The organism is Bacillus sp. AFS012607 (assembly GCF_002558005.1).
Taxonomy (GTDB): domain Bacteria; phylum Bacillota; class Bacilli; order Bacillales; family Bacillaceae_G; genus Bacillus_A; species Bacillus_A thuringiensis_S.
Window position 1 is genome coordinate 73289 of record NZ_NTVM01000017.1, and the last position, 19140, is coordinate 92428.

A 19140-nucleotide genomic window follows, 5' to 3' on the forward strand; every position below is an offset into this window, starting at 1 on the left:
TAAGCAAATTATGAATTTGTTTGTAAATAAAGGTGGTACCGCGATGTCCCTCGTCCTTTTTGGATGAGGGACATTTTTTATTTTAAGGAGGGAAAATAATGTCAAACACGGAAAAGAATTTACCAACTAAATATGATCATATGTCCGTTGAAGAAGGCCTTTATCAATGGTGGCTTGAAGGCAAATATTTTGAAGCAACAGGAGACGAGAAGAAACAACCGTATACAATTGTAATTCCACCTCCGAACGTAACTGGTAAGTTACACTTAGGTCATGCTTGGGATACAACTCTTCAAGATATTTTAACTCGTACGAAGCGTATGCAAGGATACGATGTACTATGGCTTCCAGGAATGGACCATGCTGGTATCGCAACACAAGCGAAAGTAGAAGGAAAACTTCGTGAAGAAGGTATTTCACGTTACGATCTTGGCCGTGAAAAATTCCTTGAAAAAGCTTGGGAGTGGAAAGAAGAGTACGCTTCTCACATTCGTCAACAATGGGGGAAAGTTGGTTTAGGACTAGACTATTCTCGTGAACGCTTCACATTAGACAAAGGTTTATCAGATGCGGTTAATAAAGTATTCGTTCAATTATACGAAAAAGGCTTAATTTACCGTGGTGAATATATCATCAACTGGGATCCAGCAACACGCACAGCTCTTTCTGATATTGAAGTAATTCATAAAGAAGTTCAAGGTGCATTCTACCATATGAACTATCCGTTAACAGATGGTTCTGGCCACATTCGTCTTGCGACAACTCGTCCAGAAACGATGCTTGGTGATACAGCAGTAGCAGTTCATCCAGAAGACGATCGTTACAAACATTTAATCGGAAAAACAGTTACACTTCCAATTGTAGGCCGTGAGATTCCGATTATTGCTGATGAGTACGTAGAAAAAGACTTCGGAACAGGTGTTGTAAAAATTACACCAGCTCATGACCCGAATGATTTTGAAGTAGGTAACCGTCATGACTTACCACGCATCTTAGTAATGAATGAAGATGGATCGATGAACGAAAAAGCTGGTAAGTATAACGGTATGGATCGTTTCGAATGCCGTAAAGCATTAGTGAAAGACTTACAAGAGGCTGGCGTATTAGTAGAAATCGAGCCTCATATGCATTCAGTAGGTCATAGTGAGCGTAGCGGTGCAGTAGTTGAGCCTTACTTATCAACACAATGGTTCGTAAAAATGGCTCCACTTGCAGAAAAAGCAGTAGCACTTCAACAAAAAGAAGAAGAAAAAGTAACGTTCGTACCAGAGCGTTTTGAAAACACATACTTACGCTGGATGGAAAACATTCATGACTGGTGTATTTCTCGTCAATTATGGTGGGGACACCGTATTCCAGCTTGGTATCATAAAGAAACTGGTGAGGTATACGTAGGTACAGAAGCACCAGCAGATATTGAAAACTGGAATCAAGATAATGACGTACTGGATACATGGTTCAGTTCAGCGCTATGGCCGTTCTCAACACTTGGTTGGCCGGATGAAGATTCAGCAGACTTTAAGCGCTACTATTCAACAGATGCATTAGTAACTGGTTATGACATCATCTTCTTCTGGGTATCTCGTATGATTTTCCAAGGTTTAGAGTTTACAGGCGAGCGTCCATTTAAAGATGTATTAATTCACGGTTTAGTTCGTGATGAGCAAGGTCGTAAGATGAGTAAATCTCTTGGTAACGGTATTGACCCAATGGATGTTATCGAGAAGTACGGTGCAGATGCAATGCGCTATTTCTTATCAACAGGAAGTGCACCAGGTCAAGATTTACGCTTCAGCATGGAGAAAGTAGAATCTACTTGGAACTTCATTAATAAAATTTGGAATGCATCACGCTTCGTATTAATGAACATGGATGATATGAAGTATGAAGAAATCGATTTAACTGGTGAAAAATCAGTTGCAGATAAGTGGATCTTAACTCGCTTAAACGAAACAATCGAAAGTGTAACACGTAACATGGATAAATATGAGTTCGGTGAAGCTGGACGTTCATTATACAACTTCATTTGGGACGATTTCTGTGACTGGTACATTGAAATGGCGAAGCTTCCACTATACGGTGAAGATGAAGCAGCTAAGAAAACAACTCGTTCTATTTTAGCTTACGTATTAGACCAAACAATGCGTCTATTACATCCATTCATGCCATTCGTAACAGAAAGAATTTGGCAACATTTACCACATGAAGGCGAATCTATTACAGTAGCTGCGTGGCCAACAGTTCGCGAGGATTTACAAGATACGGAAGCTGCGGCAGAAATGCACCTTCTAGTTGATATCATTCGCTCTGTTCGTAACATCCGTGCAGAAGTAAATACGCCAATGAGCAAAAAAGTTCAAATGCAAATTAAAGCAAAAGATGAGGCTGTACTTGCTCAACTTACGAAAAACAGCTCTTACATTGAGCGTTTCTGTAATCCAAGCGAATTAACAATTCAAACGGATTTACAAGCGCCAGAAAAAGCAATGACTGCAATCGTATCAGGTGCAGAGTTATTCTTACCATTAGCTGATCTTATCAATCTTGATGAAGAGAGAGCTCGTCTTGAGAAAGAACTTGAGAAGTTCGATAAAGAAGTAGAACGTGTACAGAAGAAACTTTCTAACCAAGGTTTCGTAGCGAAAGCTCCTGCGGCAGTTATTGAAGGAGAGCGTGCGAAAGAGCAAGATTACCTAGAAAAACGCGAAGCAGTTCGTCAACGTCTAGTAGATCTTGAAAAGTAAAAATGTTTTTAGAGACTCACTATATTGGTGAGTCTCTTTTCTTTGCGTATAATAGAACTATGAAAGTTGTCTTTTGAAAGGGGAAAAGCATACGTGATACATACATACGAAGAAGCGATAGGGTGGATTCATAGCCGATTGAAATTTGGAATTAAGCCAGGATTAGAAAGAATGAGATGGATGCTAGAAGAACTCGGAAATCCAGAGCGTCATATAAAATGTGTTCATCTTGCTGGTACAAATGGAAAAGGTTCAACGTTAACATATATGCGCTACATGTTAGAAGGCGCGAAATATAAGGTAGGAACGTTCACCTCTCCTTATATCGAAACATTTAATGAACGCATTAGTGTGAATGGGACACCAATTGCAGATGAAGAGATTACTGAACTTGTAAAGATGGTAAAACAAGTCGTGGAAAAACTAGATGAGACGGATTTAGGGGAAGCGACGGAGTTTGAAATTATTACTGTTATGGCAATTTGTTATTTCGGTAAAGTCAATTTCTGTGATGTTGTTTTATTTGAAACAGGGCTTGGTGGACGTTTTGATTCTACTAATGTTATACACCCTGTTCTCACGATTATTACGAATATCGGTCACGATCATATGCATATTTTAGGGAATACACTAGGAGAAATTGCATATGAAAAGGCGGGGATTATTAAATCTGGTGTGCCGGTAATTACTGGTGTGCAGGACGAAGAAGCTTTGGAAGTCATTCAAAATGTTGCAAAGGAAAACCATGCAAACCTATACGAACTTGACAAGCATTTTACAGCGTTACATAAGCAGTCTAAAGAAGATGGGGAAGAGTTTGATTTTACTTGTCCTTTTGCCGCATTTGAAGATTTGCAAATCTCAATGAAAGGCATTCATCAAGTAGGAAATGCAGCGCTAGCACTTATGGCAGTCATGTATGTAAAAACATATCTATCATTTTTAATTGAGGAAGAGGAAATAAGAACGGGATTACGGGAAGCGTATTGGATTGGGCGCTTTGAAAAGCTGCAAAGTAACCCGGATATTATTATAGATGGTGCCCATAATCCAGAAGGTATTGAAAGCCTTGTGAAAACAGTAGAAGCGCATTACAAAGATAAAAATGTAATAGTTTTATTTACTGCCCTTGGTGATAAACAATTGCATAACATGGTAGGCCAATTAGAAACCATTGCAGATGAAATTATTTTTACAACATTCGCCTTTGATCGTGCTATCTCTGCTGATAAACTTGCATCATATTCACAAAAAGAATCAAAATTAGTTTTTGAAAATTGGAAAGAGGCAATTGATACAAAAGTTGAAATGATAGGAGAAAATGATGTTTTCATCATAACAGGTTCTCTTTATTTCATTTCTGAAGTTCGAAAATATATTCGCGAGAAAAACTAGATAGTCTTTGCTATCTAGTTTTTTGTTCTACAAATGAAGTCAAAAGCATACATATAAGATAAATATATAGGGTTATTTGGCGAATTTCTCTGACAAATATCTCGTTTTTTTGTGAAAGGAATATGATATGATGCGGACAACGATAAGAGGTGAGGTGTGAGTGTATGGACAAGCAATCACGAACGATCTCAGTGAAAGTGAATGGAACAGAAGCGAAGTATGAGGAAAAGAAGAAAGATGAATTTGAATGGATGGTAGTAGAAGGTGAACGACCGAGAAATGTTGTTCCGTTTCAAAAAGCGAAATCGATGTCTGTGGAAAAATACCGAAAGAAGTGGAGTAATACATTAATTGCAATCGTTGCAACCGCAATTATTATCGGTACGGCGTTTGGAATGGGGATGCTTCATTTACTCACCGGACAAGGAACGACAGGAGGAAGTGAAGTAACAGCTTCCAAGCCGACTGGGAATGGAGAATCAAAGGTGGGTGGAACGGCAGGACAAACATCAGAACCAAAAGAAGAAAAACAAAAAGCACAGGCAGGAGCGTCATTGGATCCGATGAAATTATTTTTTGTTCAAGGGGGGCTTTATTCTTCTGAAGAAAAGGGACGAGCAGCTCTTGAAGAATGGAAAGGCAATGGGGGCATTGGAGCTTTGAGACCGAGCGGGGATAAGTATGCAATAGTTGTTGGTATTGCTAGCGATGAACAGGCTATAAATCAATTAATGACTCAGTATAAAAATGATGGTGTCTCCGTTTTAAAAAAGAACTGGGATATAACAGATAAAGCGTTGCTGAAAGATGATAAAGAAGTAGGAACATTTTTAACAAAAGTGCAGCCATTATACACTCATTTAGCAAAATATGCTTCTAGTGTACAAGTTGGTGGAAAAAGCAGCGCAAAAGATATAGAAGCGATTGAAAAAGAATGGAAAGCGATTGAAAAAGAGGGGAAAAGTATGAAGCAAGAAGAAGCAAAGAAACTGTATATGTATACGTCGGTAGCTGTACAAACAGTAAAAGATGGGAAAATGGATAAGGAATCTTTGGTGAAATTAAATCAAGTTATTATTGATGGCCTACTTTCGTATGAAAAAATTGTTTCGTAGAAAGTGAAATGATAGGATAATAAAATGAGTAAGAAAGAAGTACATGTACTTCTTTCTTTTCTTTTGAATTTAGAGCAAAGTGCTTTCTCTATGACAGGAATATAATCGTATGCAATAAAGAATTGTTATTTTAGTTAGAGAAATTAATATTTCTTTCATTTGTGGACAAACTATTCCTTTGATACGATTGATATAAATTGTTCTGCTTCATGTGAGAAAGGAAGGAGAAAATATGAAAAAAATAATTTTAGCTTCAGGATCACCTCGGAGGAAGGAATTGCTTGAGTTAGCTAGCATACCATTTGAAATCGTTGTAAGTGAAGTAGAGGAAACAATTGGTGCATATTCATCGCCTTCTGATATTGTAATGTCGCTTGCCTTGCAAAAAGCATCAGCGGTGGCAGAAAATAATAGTGATCACATTGTGTTAGGTGCAGATACAATTGTTACATATGAGTCGCGTATTCTTGGTAAGCCTTCTAATGAGGATGAGGCGAAAGAGATGTTACAATTACTATCAGGGAAAACACATGAAGTGTATACAGGTGTTGCGATTATATCAAAAGAAAAAACGGTTACTTTTTATGAGCGTACAGAAGTTACGTTTTGGGAGCTAACAGAAGAGGAAATTGATACATACGTCACGTCGAAAGAACCTCTTGATAAAGCCGGTAGTTATGGGATTCAAGGTAAAGGATCTATTTTCGTTCAAAATATTCAAGGGGACTACTATAGTGTAGTTGGCTTACCAATTGCACGTCTCGTTAGGGAATTAAAACAATTTGATATTGATGTAACCCATGCGTAAAATTGCATGGGGTTTTCTTTGAGAGAACAAATAAAGGAGTGGAGAGATGAACGGTATTCGTGATGTTGTAAGAGAAGAACAGCCACGGGAGCGTTTATTGTTAGAAGGTGCCGGAAGTTTATCAAATCGAGAGCTTCTCGCAGTATTACTCAGAACAGGTTCTAAAGAAGAAACAGTGTTAAAGTTATCAGATAAAATTTTACACCAATTTGATGGCTTACGTATGTTGAAAGATGCAACATTAGAAGAGCTAATTAGTATACATGGTATTGGGATTTCAAAGGCATCGCAACTTATGGCAGCCTTTGAACTAGGCAGAAGAATGGTGCGTTTAGAATATCAAAATAGATATAGTATTCGAAGTCCAGAAGATTGTGCGAAATACATGATGGAAGAAATGCGTTTTTTACAACAAGAGCATTTTGTTTGTTTATATTTAAATACAAAAAATCAAGTTCTACATAGGCAAACGATTTTTATTGGAAGTTTAAACACGTCAATTGTACACCCCAGGGAAGTTTTTAAAGAAGCCTTCCGTCGTGCAGCAGCCTCTATTATATGTCTTCATAACCATCCCTCAGGAGATCCCACGCCGAGCCGTGAAGATATTGAAGTAACAAAACGTTTAGTAGAATGCGGCCAGATTATCGGAATTGAAGTGCTAGATCATATTATAATAGGTGACCATAAATTCGTGAGTTTAAAGGAAAAAGGTCATATTTAAGACTATGCTTTTTACTTATTTTGTTTTATAATGTGATTTATGAGTTTTTTGTAGAAATTTATCTACAAAAAGGATAAAGATATAAAAAACGTACTGTTTTTATAATATAAAGTAAGAAAAAATGAGTCCGTGAAAACAAGAAAGGAAGATAAATAATATGTTTGGATTTGGTGGATTTACTCGCGATCTTGGAATAGACTTAGGAACTGCGAACACGCTTGTATATGTAAAAGGAAAAGGTGTAGTTTTACGTGAACCTTCAGTAGTTGCGTTACAAACTGATACGAAACAAATCGTTGCTGTAGGTAGCGACGCAAAACAAATGATTGGTCGTACACCAGGGAACGTTGTGGCACTTCGCCCGATGAAAGACGGTGTAATTGCTGATTATGAAACAACTGCAACAATGATGAAATATTACATTCAACAAGCTCAAAAATCAAACGGTTTCTTCTCACGTAAGCCGTATGTAATGGTATGTGTACCATCTGGTATTACAGCTGTAGAAAGACGTGCAGTAATCGATGCGACTCGTCAAGCGGGTGCTCGTGATGCTTATCCTATCGAAGAGCCATTTGCAGCAGCAATTGGTGCAAACTTACCTGTTTGGGAACCAACTGGTAGTATGGTAGTTGATATCGGTGGTGGTACAACAGAAGTTGCAATTATTTCTTTAGGAGGTATTGTAACAAGTCAGTCAGTTCGTGTTGCTGGTGATGATATGGACGATTCAATCATTCAGTACATTAAGAAAAGCTATAACTTAATGATCGGTGAAAGAACAGCTGAAGCATTAAAATTAGAAATCGGTTCTGCAGGCGAGCCAGAAGGTATCGAGCCTATGGAAATTCGCGGTCGTGATTTAGTAAGTGGTTTACCAAAAACAGTACTAATTCAGCCAGAAGAAATTGCAGATGCATTAAAAGATACAGTAGATGCGATTGTAGAATCAGTTAAAAATACACTAGAAAAAACTCCACCTGAATTAGCAGCTGATATTATGGACCGCGGTATTGTATTAACAGGTGGCGGGGCATTACTACGTAATTTAGATAAAGTAATTAGTGAAGAAACAAAAATGCCAGTTCTTGTTGCAGAAGACCCATTAGATTGCGTAGCAATTGGAACAGGTAAAGCATTAGACAATATCGATCTTTTCAAAACTGCTGCTCGATAATATTGCAAAATAAAAATCAGTGAAATTAAGAGGGTGTGAACGTGCCACAGTTTTTCTTAAACAAAAGATTAATTGTTTTGTTAGTTAGTATTATTCTTCTCGTGGCATTGATTGGAATCTCATTGAAAGAACGGAACAGTTTAACATGGCCAGAGCAGTTTGTTAAAGACACTGTCGGTGTTGTAGAACGTGTATTCCAAAAGCCAGCGAAATACGTAGCTGGATTCTTCGAAAATGTAGAGGATGTAAAGCGCACGTATGAAGAGAATAAAGAATTAAAAGCAAAATTAGATAATTATGCAGGTCTATCAGGGAAAGTAAAACAATTAGAAGATGATAACAAGAAGTTACAAGAGTTAACTGGAAAAAAGGAGTTGCTGAGCGATTATACTGAGATTCCAGCTACTGTTGTTTCTCGTAGTTCAGATAAATGGTACGATTTAATTGGAATTGATAAAGGGGCACAGCAAGGAATTAAAAAAGATATGGCTGTTATGACTTCACAAGGTTTAGTTGGACGTGTGAAAAGTGTATCTCAGTTTACATCATCAGTAGAGTTATTAAGCTCTATGAGCCGAACAAATCGTGTATCTGCTATTGTACAAGGGCAAGAAAATATCTTTGGTTTAATTGAAGGTTACGACAAAGAAAAACACTTACTTCTTTTCACAAAGATTGGTTCTGATGCAAAAGTAGAAAAAGATCAAATGGTTGTAACATCTGGACTAGGTGATATTTTCCCGAAAGGTCTTGTAATTGGGAAAATCGTTGATGTACAACCAGATGCATACGGCTTAACAAAAACAGCTTATGTAAAACCTGCCGCTGATTTAAATGACGTAGAGCATATTATGGTTGCTAAACGTAAAAAGCCTTCAGCGCCATTAGAATAGGAGGGAGAGAAGAGATGATGAAGATTTTAAAAAGAGCAGCTCTTCCTCTTTTGCTCCTTTTTGTGTTTCTATTTGAAAATATGTTTGCTACCATTGTTCCAACAAATGTGTTTTGGAAAGAGAGTATAGCAGCACCGCATTTCTTTATAATCGTCTTATGTTTTATTACAGTGTATTATAGTCCGGTCCAAGGGATTTATTACGGACTATTATTTGGTTTCTTATTTGATACCGTATACACAGAACTTGTCGGTATATATATTTTTGCTTATCCGATTTTAGCTTATTTAGTTTATAGTGTGATGAAAGTACTGCAATTGAATTTATTTATTGTTGTTTCCATCATATTAGCTAGCGTTGTAGCACTAGAGTATTATGTGTATGGATTTTTAACTTTGTTGGGACGTACTCATATGCCAGCGTATGTCTTTTTCACAGATCGTCTCCTTGCTACTTTATTGTTAAATGCTATTTTCTTGTTGATAGTTTGTTTCCCACTGAGACGATATATATTGCGTCTTTCAAAAGCGATGGAAGAAAAAGAAAAAAGGATTTTCTAATTTTATGTCGAATTGAATCGGTGGGGTGAACTTTAGTGGAAGAAAAAAAGCAACAAAATGTAACGATAAAAGGGACAAAAGATGGGATAACGCTTCATTTAGATGATTGTTGTTCATTCTCTGAATTGTTGATAGAATTAGACGAAAAACTTTCTACACATTACTACGATGGTGATGGACGCTCTTTAATTGAAGTGCATGTGAAAGTAGGAAATCGTTATTTAACAGAAGTCCAACAAGAAGAGATTCGTACGTTAATTCGTAATAAAAAGAATCTTGTTGTGGATTCAATTAAAAGTGATGTTATCACTAAAGCAGAAGCAATAGCTTGGAAAGAAGAAACAGAAATTGTCCCTATTTCCAAAATTGTTCGCTCTGGACAAGTTTTACATGTAAAAGGAAATTTGTTGTTAATTGGAGATGTTAATCCAGGCGGAACGGTTATCGCTGGGGGGAATATTTTTGTTGTAGGATCATTAAGAGGAATTGCACATGCTGGGTATTATGGGGATTCGGATGCTGTAATCGCTGCATCTGTTATGAACCCGATGCAACTTCGAATTAGTGATGTGGCAATGCGGGCTCCGGAAGAGAAAGAAGACGGAGCGGAGGCGGCAGAATGTGCGTATATTAATGAGAACAATCACATTGTTGTCGATCGCCTGCAACTTCTCACTCATCTTAGACCTAATTTAACAAAGTTAGAAAGGGGAATTGTATAGCTGTGGGAGAGGCAATAGTAATTACATCTGGAAAAGGCGGAGTAGGTAAAACTACAACGTCTGCGAACATTGGTACGGCCCTAGCGTTATCTGGAAAGAAAGTGTGCTTAATTGACACAGATATCGGTCTTCGAAATTTAGACGTAGTAATGGGGCTGGAAAATCGTATTGTATTTGATCTTGTTGATGTCGTTGAAGGGCGTTGCCGTTTACCTCAGGCTCTTATTAAAGATAAACGTTTTGATGATCTTTATTTATTACCTGCAGCACAAACGAGTGATAAATCAGCGGTAACACCTGAACAAATGGATGAATTAATACAAGTATTACGTCAAGATTATGATTACATATTAATTGATTGTCCTGCGGGGATTGAGCAGGGATTTAAAAATGCGGTAGCTGGTGCGGATAAAGCAATCGTTGTTACGACGCCAGAAGTATCCTCAATGCGCGATGCGGATCGTATTATTGGGCTTTTAGAAAAAGAGGATATTGAACCACCAAAACTTGTTATTAACCGTGTACGTAGTCATATGCTTCATGAACAGGATATGTTAGATGTTGATGAAATTGTACGTACATTGTCAATCGAGCTTCTTGGTGTTGTCGAAGATGACGATGAAGTTATTCGAGCTACAAATACAGGTGAACCTGTGGCGTTGCAACCAAGCGGAAAAGCAGCGTTGGCTTATCGTAATATCGCAAGACGCTTGTTGGGTGAGAATGTACCATTACAAGCATTTGAACAAGAAAAGGTATCGGTATTTGCAAAGGTAAAAAACTTCTTTGGAATCCGTTAAAAGCACTTCGCACATATGCGAAGTGCTTTCTTTTTTCTTCACACGAATATCTTTCTTTCTTAGCTCATACACATGTACAAACTGTATACAACTGTTTCTATTGAAATTAGCTTACGGAAAGAAAGGAGACAGTATGAAGAATAGACGCGTAGAAGAAATTAAAAAGCGGATTGCGAAAAGGAAGGCCGAGCAAGAAAGGATGGAGGAAGAGCAGTATTTTACCGGAGGGAATTTTGGTAGCGAAACAGTATTTATTGAAGAAGGAGAAAAGGAAATTCACCCTTTATTTCGAAAGGAAGTCTTTTTCTTCAAAGTTTTATTATCAGCAATATTAGTTCTTTCGGTTGCTATTTTATATAAGAATGCCCCGTCTTCGTTCGATGGTGCTAAAACTGTTACAGAAAAAGTGATGAAAGAGGAATTTCAGTTTGCTACTGTAGCGAAATGGTATGAAAAGCAATTTGGAAAACCGCTTGTATTTTATTCACCGAATGAGAAAAAAGAAGGAAGTATTCAGCAAAAAAATTATGCAATTCCTGCTTCTGGAAAAGTAATGCAAGGGTTTCAAAAAAATGGCCAAGGTGTATTTGTCCAAACAGCTACAAATGCAACAGTTGAGTCAGTGAATGAAGGATTAGTTGTTTTTGCGGGTAAGAAAGAGGAACTTGGAAATACAGTTCAAATTCAACATGCAGATGGTACGGAGTCATGGTATGCAAATTTAAACGATATGTCAGTGAAATTATATGATTACGTTTCAAAGAAACAAAAAATTGGAACGGTGAGTAATGATACAAATGATAAAAATGGAAAGTTTTATTTCGCGATAAAAAAGAATGAAAAATTTATTGATCCGATCCAGGTGATATCATTTGATTAAATATAGGGACGTTTTAACGAAAATTTCCGTGCATCCATTATTTTGGGTTATCATTGTCATTGGTATTTTTACTGCACGTTTTAAAGAATTAATACTGTTATTTTGTATTGTTCTTATTCATGAACTTGGGCATGCTCTTGCAGCAGCGCACTATAATTGGCGTATAAAAAAAATTCAGCTTTTGCCGTTTGGTGGCGTGGCTGAGCTTGAGGAACATGGTAATAAGTCGTTGAAAGAGGAACTTGTTGTCGTAATTGCAGGACCGATTCAACATGTTTGGATGATGCTAGTAGGTTATATATTATTTGAAGCCGGTTGGCTGAACGTGGATTTATATTATTTCTTTATGTGGAATAATATAATTATTTTAGCGTTTAATTTACTCCCTATTTGGCCGTTAGATGGCGGGAAAGTATTGTTTAATATACTATCATATCGTTTTCCTTATTTACAAGCACATGAAAAGATGATGAAATTGTCATGTGTTTTTTTTGGTGTAATATTAGGATGGCAGTTACTCTGGAATAGCAATAATATTATGATGTGGGTACTACTCATGTTTTTGGCAGTGTCGTTATATCAAGAGTGGAAACAAAGACGGTATGCCTTTATGCGTTTTTTATTAGAACGTTATTATGGGAACAAAAGAGGAATTGAAAAGATTGCACCTATTGAAGTGCAATCAGAAGATCATTTATATAAGATATTCACAAAATTTCGTAGAGGATATAAGCACTCTATTATCGTCCATGGAAAATATAAAGAACATTACACATTAGATGAAAATGAACTGCTCTATGCATATTTTACTGAAAAACGAACAACTTCATCAGTTGAAGAATTAATCGGTTAGTGTTGACGATAGCACTAACCTTTTATTATTGTAAAAGCAAAGAAGATTATAAAGTGAGGAAATAATTTTGAAAACGTTATATGTGAATTACGCTGGATCGGAAAAGCGCGTTGCAATTGAAGAGAAGAAAAAAATTGTTGAGTTTTTATGGAAACGTAATGAAGAGCAAGAGATTGTTGGGCATATTTATGCCGGACGTATCGTAAGAACAATCGCTGGAATGAACGCAGCATTTGTAAACATCGGTTTAGAAAAACATGCGTATCTTTCATACGATGATGTACCATCTTGTTATCGTATACATGAAGGGCAAGCGATTCTCGTACAAGTTGTAAAAGAGGCAATTGATACGAAAGGGCCTAAATTGACAGCGAATATAGAATTTACCGGGAAATATGTCGTTTATATGCCGTTTGATGAGATGCGCGCTGTTTCTCGGAAAATAAAAAATAATAAAAAAAGACAACAGTTACTCCAAATTGAGGTAGAAGGAACAGGGGGTTACATTTTCCGCTCTGCTTCTGAAAAAGGAGCGATTGAAGAAATACAAGCTGAAATGCAAATGTTACAGCAGTTATATGAAGAGCTAAAAAGAAAAGAGGGCCAAGGAAAGGCGCCGTTATTACTTCATCGACCGGCCACCTTTTTAGATCGTGTATTCCAAGAGAATCCGATTGAAACAATTGAAAAAGTAGTTGTAGATACAAGAAGTATAGTAAAAGAATTAGAGGAAAAGATTGGAAAAGAAAAAGTATCTTTTTATAATGAAAAATCTTCAATGTTTAACCATTTTGGAATAGAGCGTGAAATCGAGAAAGCACTTCAAAAAATTGTATGGCTCCCGAATGGTGCTTATTTAATTGTGGAACAAATGGAGACGATGACTGTAATTGATGTGAATACGGGCAAGTTTACTGGAAAACAGAATTTACAAGATACAGTCCTTCGTACAAATGAAGTGGCAGCTGAAGAGATTGCACGTCAATTAAGACTGCGTGATATCGGTGGTATGATATTAATTGATTTTATTAATATGAAAAGAAGAGAAGATAAAGAAATGGTAAGAGAATGTCTCATGGCTGCTATGCAAAATGATCGCACATATACAAGAGTGCTTGGGTTTACAGAGTTAGGGATTTTAGAGATGACACGTAAACGTAAGAAACATTCTTTACGCGACGTATTACTAGAAGAATGTGTACCGTGCAAAGCGACGGGGTATATGATGTCATATGAGACAATTGCGTATGAGTTAGAGAGAGAGCTAATTACATATGGCAATATAGAGGATGAGGCAGTATTAATCGCTGCACCTAAAGACTTACAAAAACAATTTTTGCAAAAAGAATTACAAAAAAATATTCCATTTGAAATTTATTTCAAAGATGATATGATCGAAAAGTATGCAATTGTCCGTTTTGGAAGTAAAACAGAAATTGTAGAGCGGAAAAATAGTTAGCAGAACATTTATTGACAACCGTCTATGATTCATGATAACATCTTTATGTTATAGTTTATAGCACCTAAACGGCTATATGCTACAACCGCACAAGACAGGTTCCCTAAAGGCATATATGTCTACCTCGTTTTTGGCGAGTCTTAGTAATTAAGAGGAGGTGCAAGTATGTACGCAATTATCGAAACAGGTGGAAAACAAATTAAAGTTGAAGCTGGTCAAGCAATCTACATTGAAAAATTAGATGTTGAAGCTGGTGAAACTGTTACTTTTGACAAAGTTCTTTTCGTTGGTGGCGAAAACGTTAAAGTTGGTAGCCCAGTTGTAGAAGGTGCAACAGTTACTGCGAAAGTTGAAAAACAAGGTCGCGCTAAGAAAATTATCGTTTTCAAATACAAAGCGAAAAAGAACAATCGTAAGAAACAAGGTCATCGTCAACCTTACACTAAGCTAGTTGTTGAAGCTATCAACGCTTAATCCAGGTTAACATGATTAAAATTACGATAAGTCGCACGAAATTAGGAAGTATCCAATCATTTAAAATGACTGGACATGCCGATTATGCGCCACATGGACAAGACCTTGTCTGTGCTGGAACTACAGCGGTTGTGTTTGGTTCTATAAATGCAGTGGAAGAACTTTGTAATGTGCAGGCAACTATTGAACTCGGAAGTGATGGCGGATTCTTAACGTATGAATTGCCTAATGATTTAGACGTTCATACAGTAGAAAAAGCACAGATACTTTTGGAAGGATTGGTTGTTTCGCTTAAGACGATCGAACTTGATTACGGAAAGTATATCCGTTTAATAGAAAAAGTGCAGGAGGTGTAACGTATGTTAAGATTAGATCTTCAGTTTTTCGCATCTAAGAAAGGTGTAGGTAGTACAAAGAACGGTCGTGACTCTCAGTCAAAACGTCTTGGTGCTAAACGCGCAGATGGTCAAACGGTTTCAGGTGGTTCAATTCTTTACCGTCAACGCGGTACAAAAATTTATCCAGGTGTTAACGTTGGTCGTGGTGGCGATGACACTTTATACGCGAAAGTTGACGGCGTAGTACGCTTTGAGCGTCTTGGCCGTGACCGCAAACAAGTGAGCGTATATCCTGTTGCTCAAGAAGCATAAGAACTCACGGAAAACTCTAACCTGAGTGCAGGTTAGAGTTTTTCTATATTAAGGGGTATCTAAATGAATGAAAAATGGACAATTATAGATGCATTGCGCCATTCAAGACATGATTGGCTCAATCGTATGCAGATGGTGAAAGGAAACCTTTCCCTTGGAAAAGTGGAAGAAATTCATAGTCTCATCGATCGTTTTGTCCAAGAAGCGAGACAAGAATCCAATCTGATGGGGCTATCAATGCCTTTATTTTCAGAGTGGATTTTAACATATAATTGGAAACAGCAGCCGTGCTTATTGGAGTACGAAGTATTAGGGAAATTACATAACTTATCTCACTTAGATGAGACTGTATGTACATGGACGAATCAATTTTTCTCGATGCTTCAGCATAGTTTAGACGTATATGTTGAAAATTATGTTTGTATCACAATTGAATGTGACGCGGATAATGCTCGTTTCTTTTTTGATTTTCGTGGTAAGCTAACGAGTGTAGAAGAACTACAGAATTGGCTTGCGACCCAAAACAATAAATGGTATTCCATTTCTTATACAGTGCGAGACGAAGAAGTCTCAGTTATATTACAACCAATTGAAAAAGTGTGGTGAAATAATGTTTGTAGATCAGGTCAAGATATATGTAAAAGGCGGCGACGGTGGTAACGGTATGGTTGCGTATCGTCGTGAGAAGTATGTTCCTAAAGGTGGCCCAGCAGGTGGCGACGGCGGTAAAGGTGCAGATGTTGTTTTCGTAGTTGAGGAAGGCTTACGTACATTAATGGACTTCCGCTACCAACGTCATTTCAAAGCTGATCGCGGTCAGCACGGAATGAGTAAAGGTCAGCACGGACGTAAATCTGAAGATTTAATCGTAAAGGTTCCACCAGGAACAATAGTAAAAGATGAAAAAACTGGTCAAATTCTTGCCGATTTAGTAACGCATGAACAAACTGCTGTAATCGCAAGAGGTGGCCGTGGTGGCCGTGGTAACTCACGTTTCGCAACAGCTACGAACCCAGCACCAGAAATCGCTGAGAACGGAGAACCAGGTCAAGAACGTGATGTCATTCTAGAACTTAAAGTACTAGCAGATGTTGGACTTGTTGGATTCCCAAGTGTAGGTAAATCTACATTATTATCTGTTGTATCATCAGCACGTCCAAAAATTGCAGAGTATCACTTTACAACAATCGTTCCGAATCTTGGTGTTGTTGAAACTGGTGATAACCGCAGCTTCGTGATGGCTGACCTCCCTGGACTAATTGAAGGCGCACATGCTGGCGTTGGACTTGGACACCAATTCTTACGTCATATCGAGCGTACACGTGTAATTGTACATGTTATTGATATGTCTGGTTTAGAAGGCCGTGAGCCATATGAAGATTATGTTACAATTAATAATGAATTAAAAGAATACAATATGCGTTTAACAGAGCGTCCGCAAGTTGTTGTAGCAAACAAAATGGATATGCCAGATGCAGAAGAGAACTTACAAGCATTTAAAGAGAAAGTGGGAGACGAAGTAAAAATCTTCCCAATTTCAGCTGTAACGAAACAAGGTGTTCGTGATTTACTATTTGAAGTAGCGAACTTATTAGAAACAACACCAGAATTCCCAATGTACGATGTTGTCGAAGAGTCTGAAGCAAGTGTAATGTATAAATTTGATGCTGAAAGTCTTAAATTTGAAATTACACGTGAAAGTGACGGCACATTTGTTATTTCTGGTTACGATATCGAGAAGACATTCAAAATGACAGACTTCTCACGTGATGAATCTATACGTCGTTTCGCTCGCCAAATGCGCGGAATGGGTATTGATGAAGCGCTTCGTGCACGTGGTGCAAAAGACGGAGATATTGTAAAAATTCTTGAATATGAATTTGAATTTATCGATTAAGACTGCCGAAATATGGCAGTCTTTTTTTTATCCCACTATTTGCCCGTAGAACCTCCACTGATTAAAGTATCACTTTATATTGCAATAGTTAGATTATTATAGGGAAAAATCCCCACTAATTAAATTTTCAATTTATAATGGAAAAAGGAGTAAATGTAGAAGAATTCTTTTATGGGGAGAAAAAGAACATGTATAAAATATTAATTGTAGAAGATGATGAGAAAATTGCGGGAATATTAGAGGAGCATTTAGAAAGGTATGGCTATCAATCATTTAGAGCAAGTGATTTACGTCATATAAAAGATGAGTTTGTAAAAATAAATCCTCATCTTGTGTTACTTGATATTAACTTACCGTACTTTGACGGTTTTTATTGGTGTCGTCAAATTCGTACTGTATCGAATGCGCCGATTATTTTTGTTTCTGCAAGAACAGGGGAAATGGATCAAGTGATGGCGATTGAAAATGGCGGCGATGATTATATTACGAAGCCATTCCATTTAGATATCGTAATGGCAAAGGTGAAGAGTGCGCTTCGCCGTGGCTATGGAGAGTATGCCTCTGCTGCTGAGAGTGATTGTTTAGGTGTAAATGGACTGTTGTTATTCCCGTCCCAGCATATCGTTGAGTGGCAGGGACAACAAACTGAACTGACAAAAAATGAGTTTTACTTATTAGAGTGTTTAATGAAACAGGTGAATCAATATGTAACGCGTGAAGAACTGTTAGAAGTTCTATGGGATGAAGTAGCATTTGTGGATGATAATACATTAACCGTAAATGTAAAACGTGTAAGGAAGAAACTAGAAGAGCTAGGCATTAAAAATGCAATTGTAACGAAACGTGGATATGGTTATGCGCTTCTTACGGAGTGGGGCGAAGGGCATGAAGGTTAAAAATTACCTCGTGGATCGCTTTCCTTTAATTCTTTCTTATATTGTTAGCCTTTGTTTATTTGGGCTCGTTTTGCAGTTGCAAAGTCTTTTAGAAAAGAAATCCATTGATTGGAGTACGTGGTTATATGGACTTTTATTAGGAACAGTTGTGTTTACTGTATACCTCATTTACGATTATCGAAAACGGAGTGTGTTTTTAAAGAGGATCGAAAAGTACGTTACTGGCGGAAATACATTACATGACTCTTTACTTATTGATGAATCTTATACATCAGAGCAAGAAATGGTCGTTGAATCTTTTACGTTATTAAGACAGCAATATATGAATGAAATTCATAAACAGCATGCGAAAGAGCAACAGCAAATGATATTTATGAACCAATGGATTCACCAAATGAAAACACCAGTATCTGTTATTGAATTATTGTTGCAGAAGTTTGGTAAAGAGCATCGTGAGGCAAGAGTAACAGTTGAAAGTATCCGTGAAGAAAATAACCGTATACTAAATGGGTTAGATTTAGCGTTACATATGGCAAGACTAGAGCAGTTTGCGAAAGATTATAAGGTAGAAGTAGTAAATGTTATAGATATCGTGCGAGGTATTATTAATGAAAACCGAAAATCCTTCATTCAATCGTCTGTATTCCCGAAAGTGATGTTTGAAGAAGATACTTGTATGGTTGCATCTGATAGAAAATGGCTGAGCATTGCTATAGGTCAAATTGTTGTAAACGCAATCAAGTATACCAAAATTTCAGCGGTAGAGAAAAAAGAAATTCAATTTCAAATTGAAGAGAAAAATCAAAAGGTGTTATTACATATTAAGGACAATGGAATTGGTATTCCAGAGCAAGACGTAAAGCGCATATTTGACCCATTCTTTACGGGAATAAATGGACGTAAAACGAGAGAAGCGACTGGGATGGGCTTATATATTACGAAGGAAATTTGCGATAATTTACATCATGGAATGTATGTTCAATCGGCTGAAGGAGAAGGGACAACATTCACGTTCCAATTTGCAAAAGATGAAGAATATCATACATTGATGAGAAAAATGACAAAACTGTAAGATAACAAAACGTTTTGTAAG

Annotated in this window: 20 protein-coding genes and 2 other annotated features (1 of these 22 running past the window's edge); all 20 genes read left to right on the forward strand. The window is 37.2% G+C overall.

Translation table 11 applies throughout. From position 1 onward, the window contains the following. Nucleotides 1-61 (forward strand) — a binding site (T-box leader) (it extends 171 nt beyond the left edge of the window). A 37-nt stretch (nucleotides 62-98) separates the two neighbouring features. The 20 genes from CN409_RS20760 (at nucleotide 99) to CN409_RS20855 (ending at nucleotide 19119) form a co-directional block, all read left to right on the forward strand. Further along, nucleotides 99-2744 carry a valine--tRNA ligase gene (locus CN409_RS20760; RefSeq protein WP_097981778.1) on the forward strand — a complete coding sequence of 882 codons (2646 nt, stop codon included), beginning with the start codon at nucleotides 99-101 and terminating at the stop codon, nucleotides 2742-2744. Nucleotides 2745-2837: 93 nt separating this feature from the next. Further along, nucleotides 2838-4139 carry a bifunctional folylpolyglutamate synthase/dihydrofolate synthase gene (locus tag CN409_RS20765; protein WP_000582079.1) on the forward strand — a complete coding sequence of 434 codons (1302 nt, stop codon included), beginning with the start codon at nucleotides 2838-2840 and terminating at the stop codon, nucleotides 4137-4139. A gap of 164 nt (nucleotides 4140-4303) precedes the next feature. Continuing rightward, complete coding sequence (locus tag CN409_RS20770; RefSeq protein WP_000360993.1) at nucleotides 4304-5254, forward strand: hypothetical protein; 951 nt, start codon at nucleotides 4304-4306, stop codon at nucleotides 5252-5254. Between the two features lie 232 nt (nucleotides 5255-5486). Next, nucleotides 5487-6062 (forward strand): Maf family protein, encoded by a 576-nt coding sequence (locus tag CN409_RS20775; RefSeq protein ID WP_000720491.1) that lies wholly within the window; start codon nucleotides 5487-5489, stop codon nucleotides 6060-6062. A 46-nt stretch (nucleotides 6063-6108) separates the two neighbouring features. Then, nucleotides 6109-6786: a RadC family protein gene (radC, locus tag CN409_RS20780; RefSeq protein WP_001013396.1), complete on the forward strand. Its 678-nt coding sequence runs from the start codon at nucleotides 6109-6111 to the stop codon at nucleotides 6784-6786. 157 nt (nucleotides 6787-6943) lie between these two features. Further along, complete coding sequence (mreB, locus tag CN409_RS20785; RefSeq protein WP_000466736.1) at nucleotides 6944-7963, forward strand: cell shape-determining protein MreB; 1020 nt, start codon at nucleotides 6944-6946, stop codon at nucleotides 7961-7963. Between the two features lie 41 nt (nucleotides 7964-8004). Beyond that, the gene (gene mreC / locus CN409_RS20790) at nucleotides 8005-8856 is read left to right on the forward strand and encodes a rod shape-determining protein MreC (RefSeq protein WP_001135484.1); all 852 of its coding nucleotides are present in this window, start codon (nucleotides 8005-8007) and stop codon (nucleotides 8854-8856) included. A gap of 14 nt (nucleotides 8857-8870) precedes the next feature. Beyond that, complete coding sequence (mreD, locus tag CN409_RS20795; protein ID WP_000975762.1) at nucleotides 8871-9416, forward strand: rod shape-determining protein MreD; 546 nt, start codon at nucleotides 8871-8873, stop codon at nucleotides 9414-9416. 35 nt (nucleotides 9417-9451) lie between these two features. Beyond that, entirely contained in the window at nucleotides 9452-10138 is a 687-nt protein-coding gene (minC, locus tag CN409_RS20800) for a septum site-determining protein MinC (RefSeq protein WP_000391514.1), read from the forward strand. A gap of 2 nt (nucleotides 10139-10140) precedes the next feature. Beyond that, nucleotides 10141-10938: a septum site-determining protein MinD gene (gene minD, locus CN409_RS20805; protein WP_000503309.1), complete on the forward strand. Its 798-nt coding sequence runs from the start codon at nucleotides 10141-10143 to the stop codon at nucleotides 10936-10938. A 133-nt stretch (nucleotides 10939-11071) separates the two neighbouring features. After that, entirely contained in the window at nucleotides 11072-11818 is a 747-nt protein-coding gene (gene spoIVFA, locus CN409_RS20810) for a stage IV sporulation protein SpoIVFA (RefSeq protein WP_074789252.1), read from the forward strand. Beyond that, a complete protein-coding gene (locus CN409_RS20815) occupies nucleotides 11811-12671 on the forward strand; it encodes a M50 family metallopeptidase (protein ID WP_016098989.1) in 861 nt (286 codons plus the stop codon). Before spoIVFA ends, CN409_RS20815 begins: the two co-directional genes overlap by 8 nt. Before the next feature lie 67 nt (nucleotides 12672-12738). Next, the gene (locus tag CN409_RS20820; RefSeq protein ID WP_097825884.1) at nucleotides 12739-14130 is read left to right on the forward strand and encodes an Rne/Rng family ribonuclease; all 1392 of its coding nucleotides are present in this window, start codon (nucleotides 12739-12741) and stop codon (nucleotides 14128-14130) included. 73 nt (nucleotides 14131-14203) lie between these two features. Next, nucleotides 14204-14281, forward strand: a sequence feature (ribosomal protein L21 leader region). 14 nt (nucleotides 14282-14295) lie between these two features. Continuing rightward, nucleotides 14296-14604 carry a 50S ribosomal protein L21 gene (gene rplU, locus CN409_RS20825; protein ID WP_000270907.1) on the forward strand — a complete coding sequence of 103 codons (309 nt, stop codon included), beginning with the start codon at nucleotides 14296-14298 and terminating at the stop codon, nucleotides 14602-14604. 11 nt (nucleotides 14605-14615) lie between these two features. After that, complete coding sequence (locus CN409_RS20830) at nucleotides 14616-14960, forward strand: ribosomal-processing cysteine protease Prp (protein ID WP_002082112.1); 345 nt, start codon at nucleotides 14616-14618, stop codon at nucleotides 14958-14960. A gap of 3 nt (nucleotides 14961-14963) precedes the next feature. Beyond that, nucleotides 14964-15254 carry a 50S ribosomal protein L27 gene (gene rpmA, locus CN409_RS20835; RefSeq protein ID WP_000944957.1) on the forward strand — a complete coding sequence of 97 codons (291 nt, stop codon included), beginning with the start codon at nucleotides 14964-14966 and terminating at the stop codon, nucleotides 15252-15254. Nucleotides 15255-15317: 63 nt separating this feature from the next. Continuing rightward, nucleotides 15318-15860: a sporulation initiation phosphotransferase B gene (locus tag CN409_RS20840; protein ID WP_001003585.1), complete on the forward strand. Its 543-nt coding sequence runs from the start codon at nucleotides 15318-15320 to the stop codon at nucleotides 15858-15860. Nucleotides 15861-15864: 4 nt separating this feature from the next. Then, nucleotides 15865-17151: a GTPase ObgE gene (gene obgE / locus CN409_RS20845; RefSeq protein WP_000497121.1), complete on the forward strand. Its 1287-nt coding sequence runs from the start codon at nucleotides 15865-15867 to the stop codon at nucleotides 17149-17151. Nucleotides 17152-17339: 188 nt separating this feature from the next. Further along, nucleotides 17340-18047 carry a response regulator transcription factor gene (locus tag CN409_RS20850; protein ID WP_097981803.1) on the forward strand — a complete coding sequence of 236 codons (708 nt, stop codon included), beginning with the start codon at nucleotides 17340-17342 and terminating at the stop codon, nucleotides 18045-18047. Next, complete coding sequence (locus CN409_RS20855) at nucleotides 18037-19119, forward strand: HAMP domain-containing histidine kinase (RefSeq protein ID WP_000865417.1); 1083 nt, start codon at nucleotides 18037-18039, stop codon at nucleotides 19117-19119. The genes CN409_RS20850 and CN409_RS20855 overlap by 11 nt, the downstream gene beginning before the upstream one ends. Nucleotides 19120-19140: the final 21 nt, after the last annotated feature.

Coding starts and splice junctions, on each gene's coding strand:
- CN409_RS20760 (WP_097981778.1), top strand. CDS start 99: ATGTCAAACACGGAAAAGAATTTACCAACTAAATATGATCATATGTCC.
- CN409_RS20770 (WP_000360993.1), top strand. CDS start 4,304: ATGGACAAGCAATCACGAACGATCTCAGTGAAAGTGAATGGAACAGAA.
- CN409_RS20775 (WP_000720491.1), top strand. CDS start 5,487: ATGAAAAAAATAATTTTAGCTTCAGGATCACCTCGGAGGAAGGAATTG.
- radC (WP_001013396.1), top strand. CDS start 6,109: ATGAACGGTATTCGTGATGTTGTAAGAGAAGAACAGCCACGGGAGCGT.
- mreB (WP_000466736.1), top strand. CDS start 6,944: ATGTTTGGATTTGGTGGATTTACTCGCGATCTTGGAATAGACTTAGGA.
- mreD (WP_000975762.1), top strand. CDS start 8,871: ATGATGAAGATTTTAAAAAGAGCAGCTCTTCCTCTTTTGCTCCTTTTT.
- spoIVFA (WP_074789252.1), top strand. CDS start 11,072: ATGAAGAATAGACGCGTAGAAGAAATTAAAAAGCGGATTGCGAAAAGG.
- rplU (WP_000270907.1), top strand. CDS start 14,296: ATGTACGCAATTATCGAAACAGGTGGAAAACAAATTAAAGTTGAAGCT.
- CN409_RS20830 (WP_002082112.1), top strand. CDS start 14,616: ATGATTAAAATTACGATAAGTCGCACGAAATTAGGAAGTATCCAATCA.
- rpmA (WP_000944957.1), top strand. CDS start 14,964: ATGTTAAGATTAGATCTTCAGTTTTTCGCATCTAAGAAAGGTGTAGGT.
- CN409_RS20840 (WP_001003585.1), top strand. CDS start 15,318: ATGAATGAAAAATGGACAATTATAGATGCATTGCGCCATTCAAGACAT.
- obgE (WP_000497121.1), top strand. CDS start 15,865: ATGTTTGTAGATCAGGTCAAGATATATGTAAAAGGCGGCGACGGTGGT.
- CN409_RS20850 (WP_097981803.1), top strand. CDS start 17,340: ATGTATAAAATATTAATTGTAGAAGATGATGAGAAAATTGCGGGAATA.
- CN409_RS20855 (WP_000865417.1), top strand. CDS start 18,037: ATGAAGGTTAAAAATTACCTCGTGGATCGCTTTCCTTTAATTCTTTCT.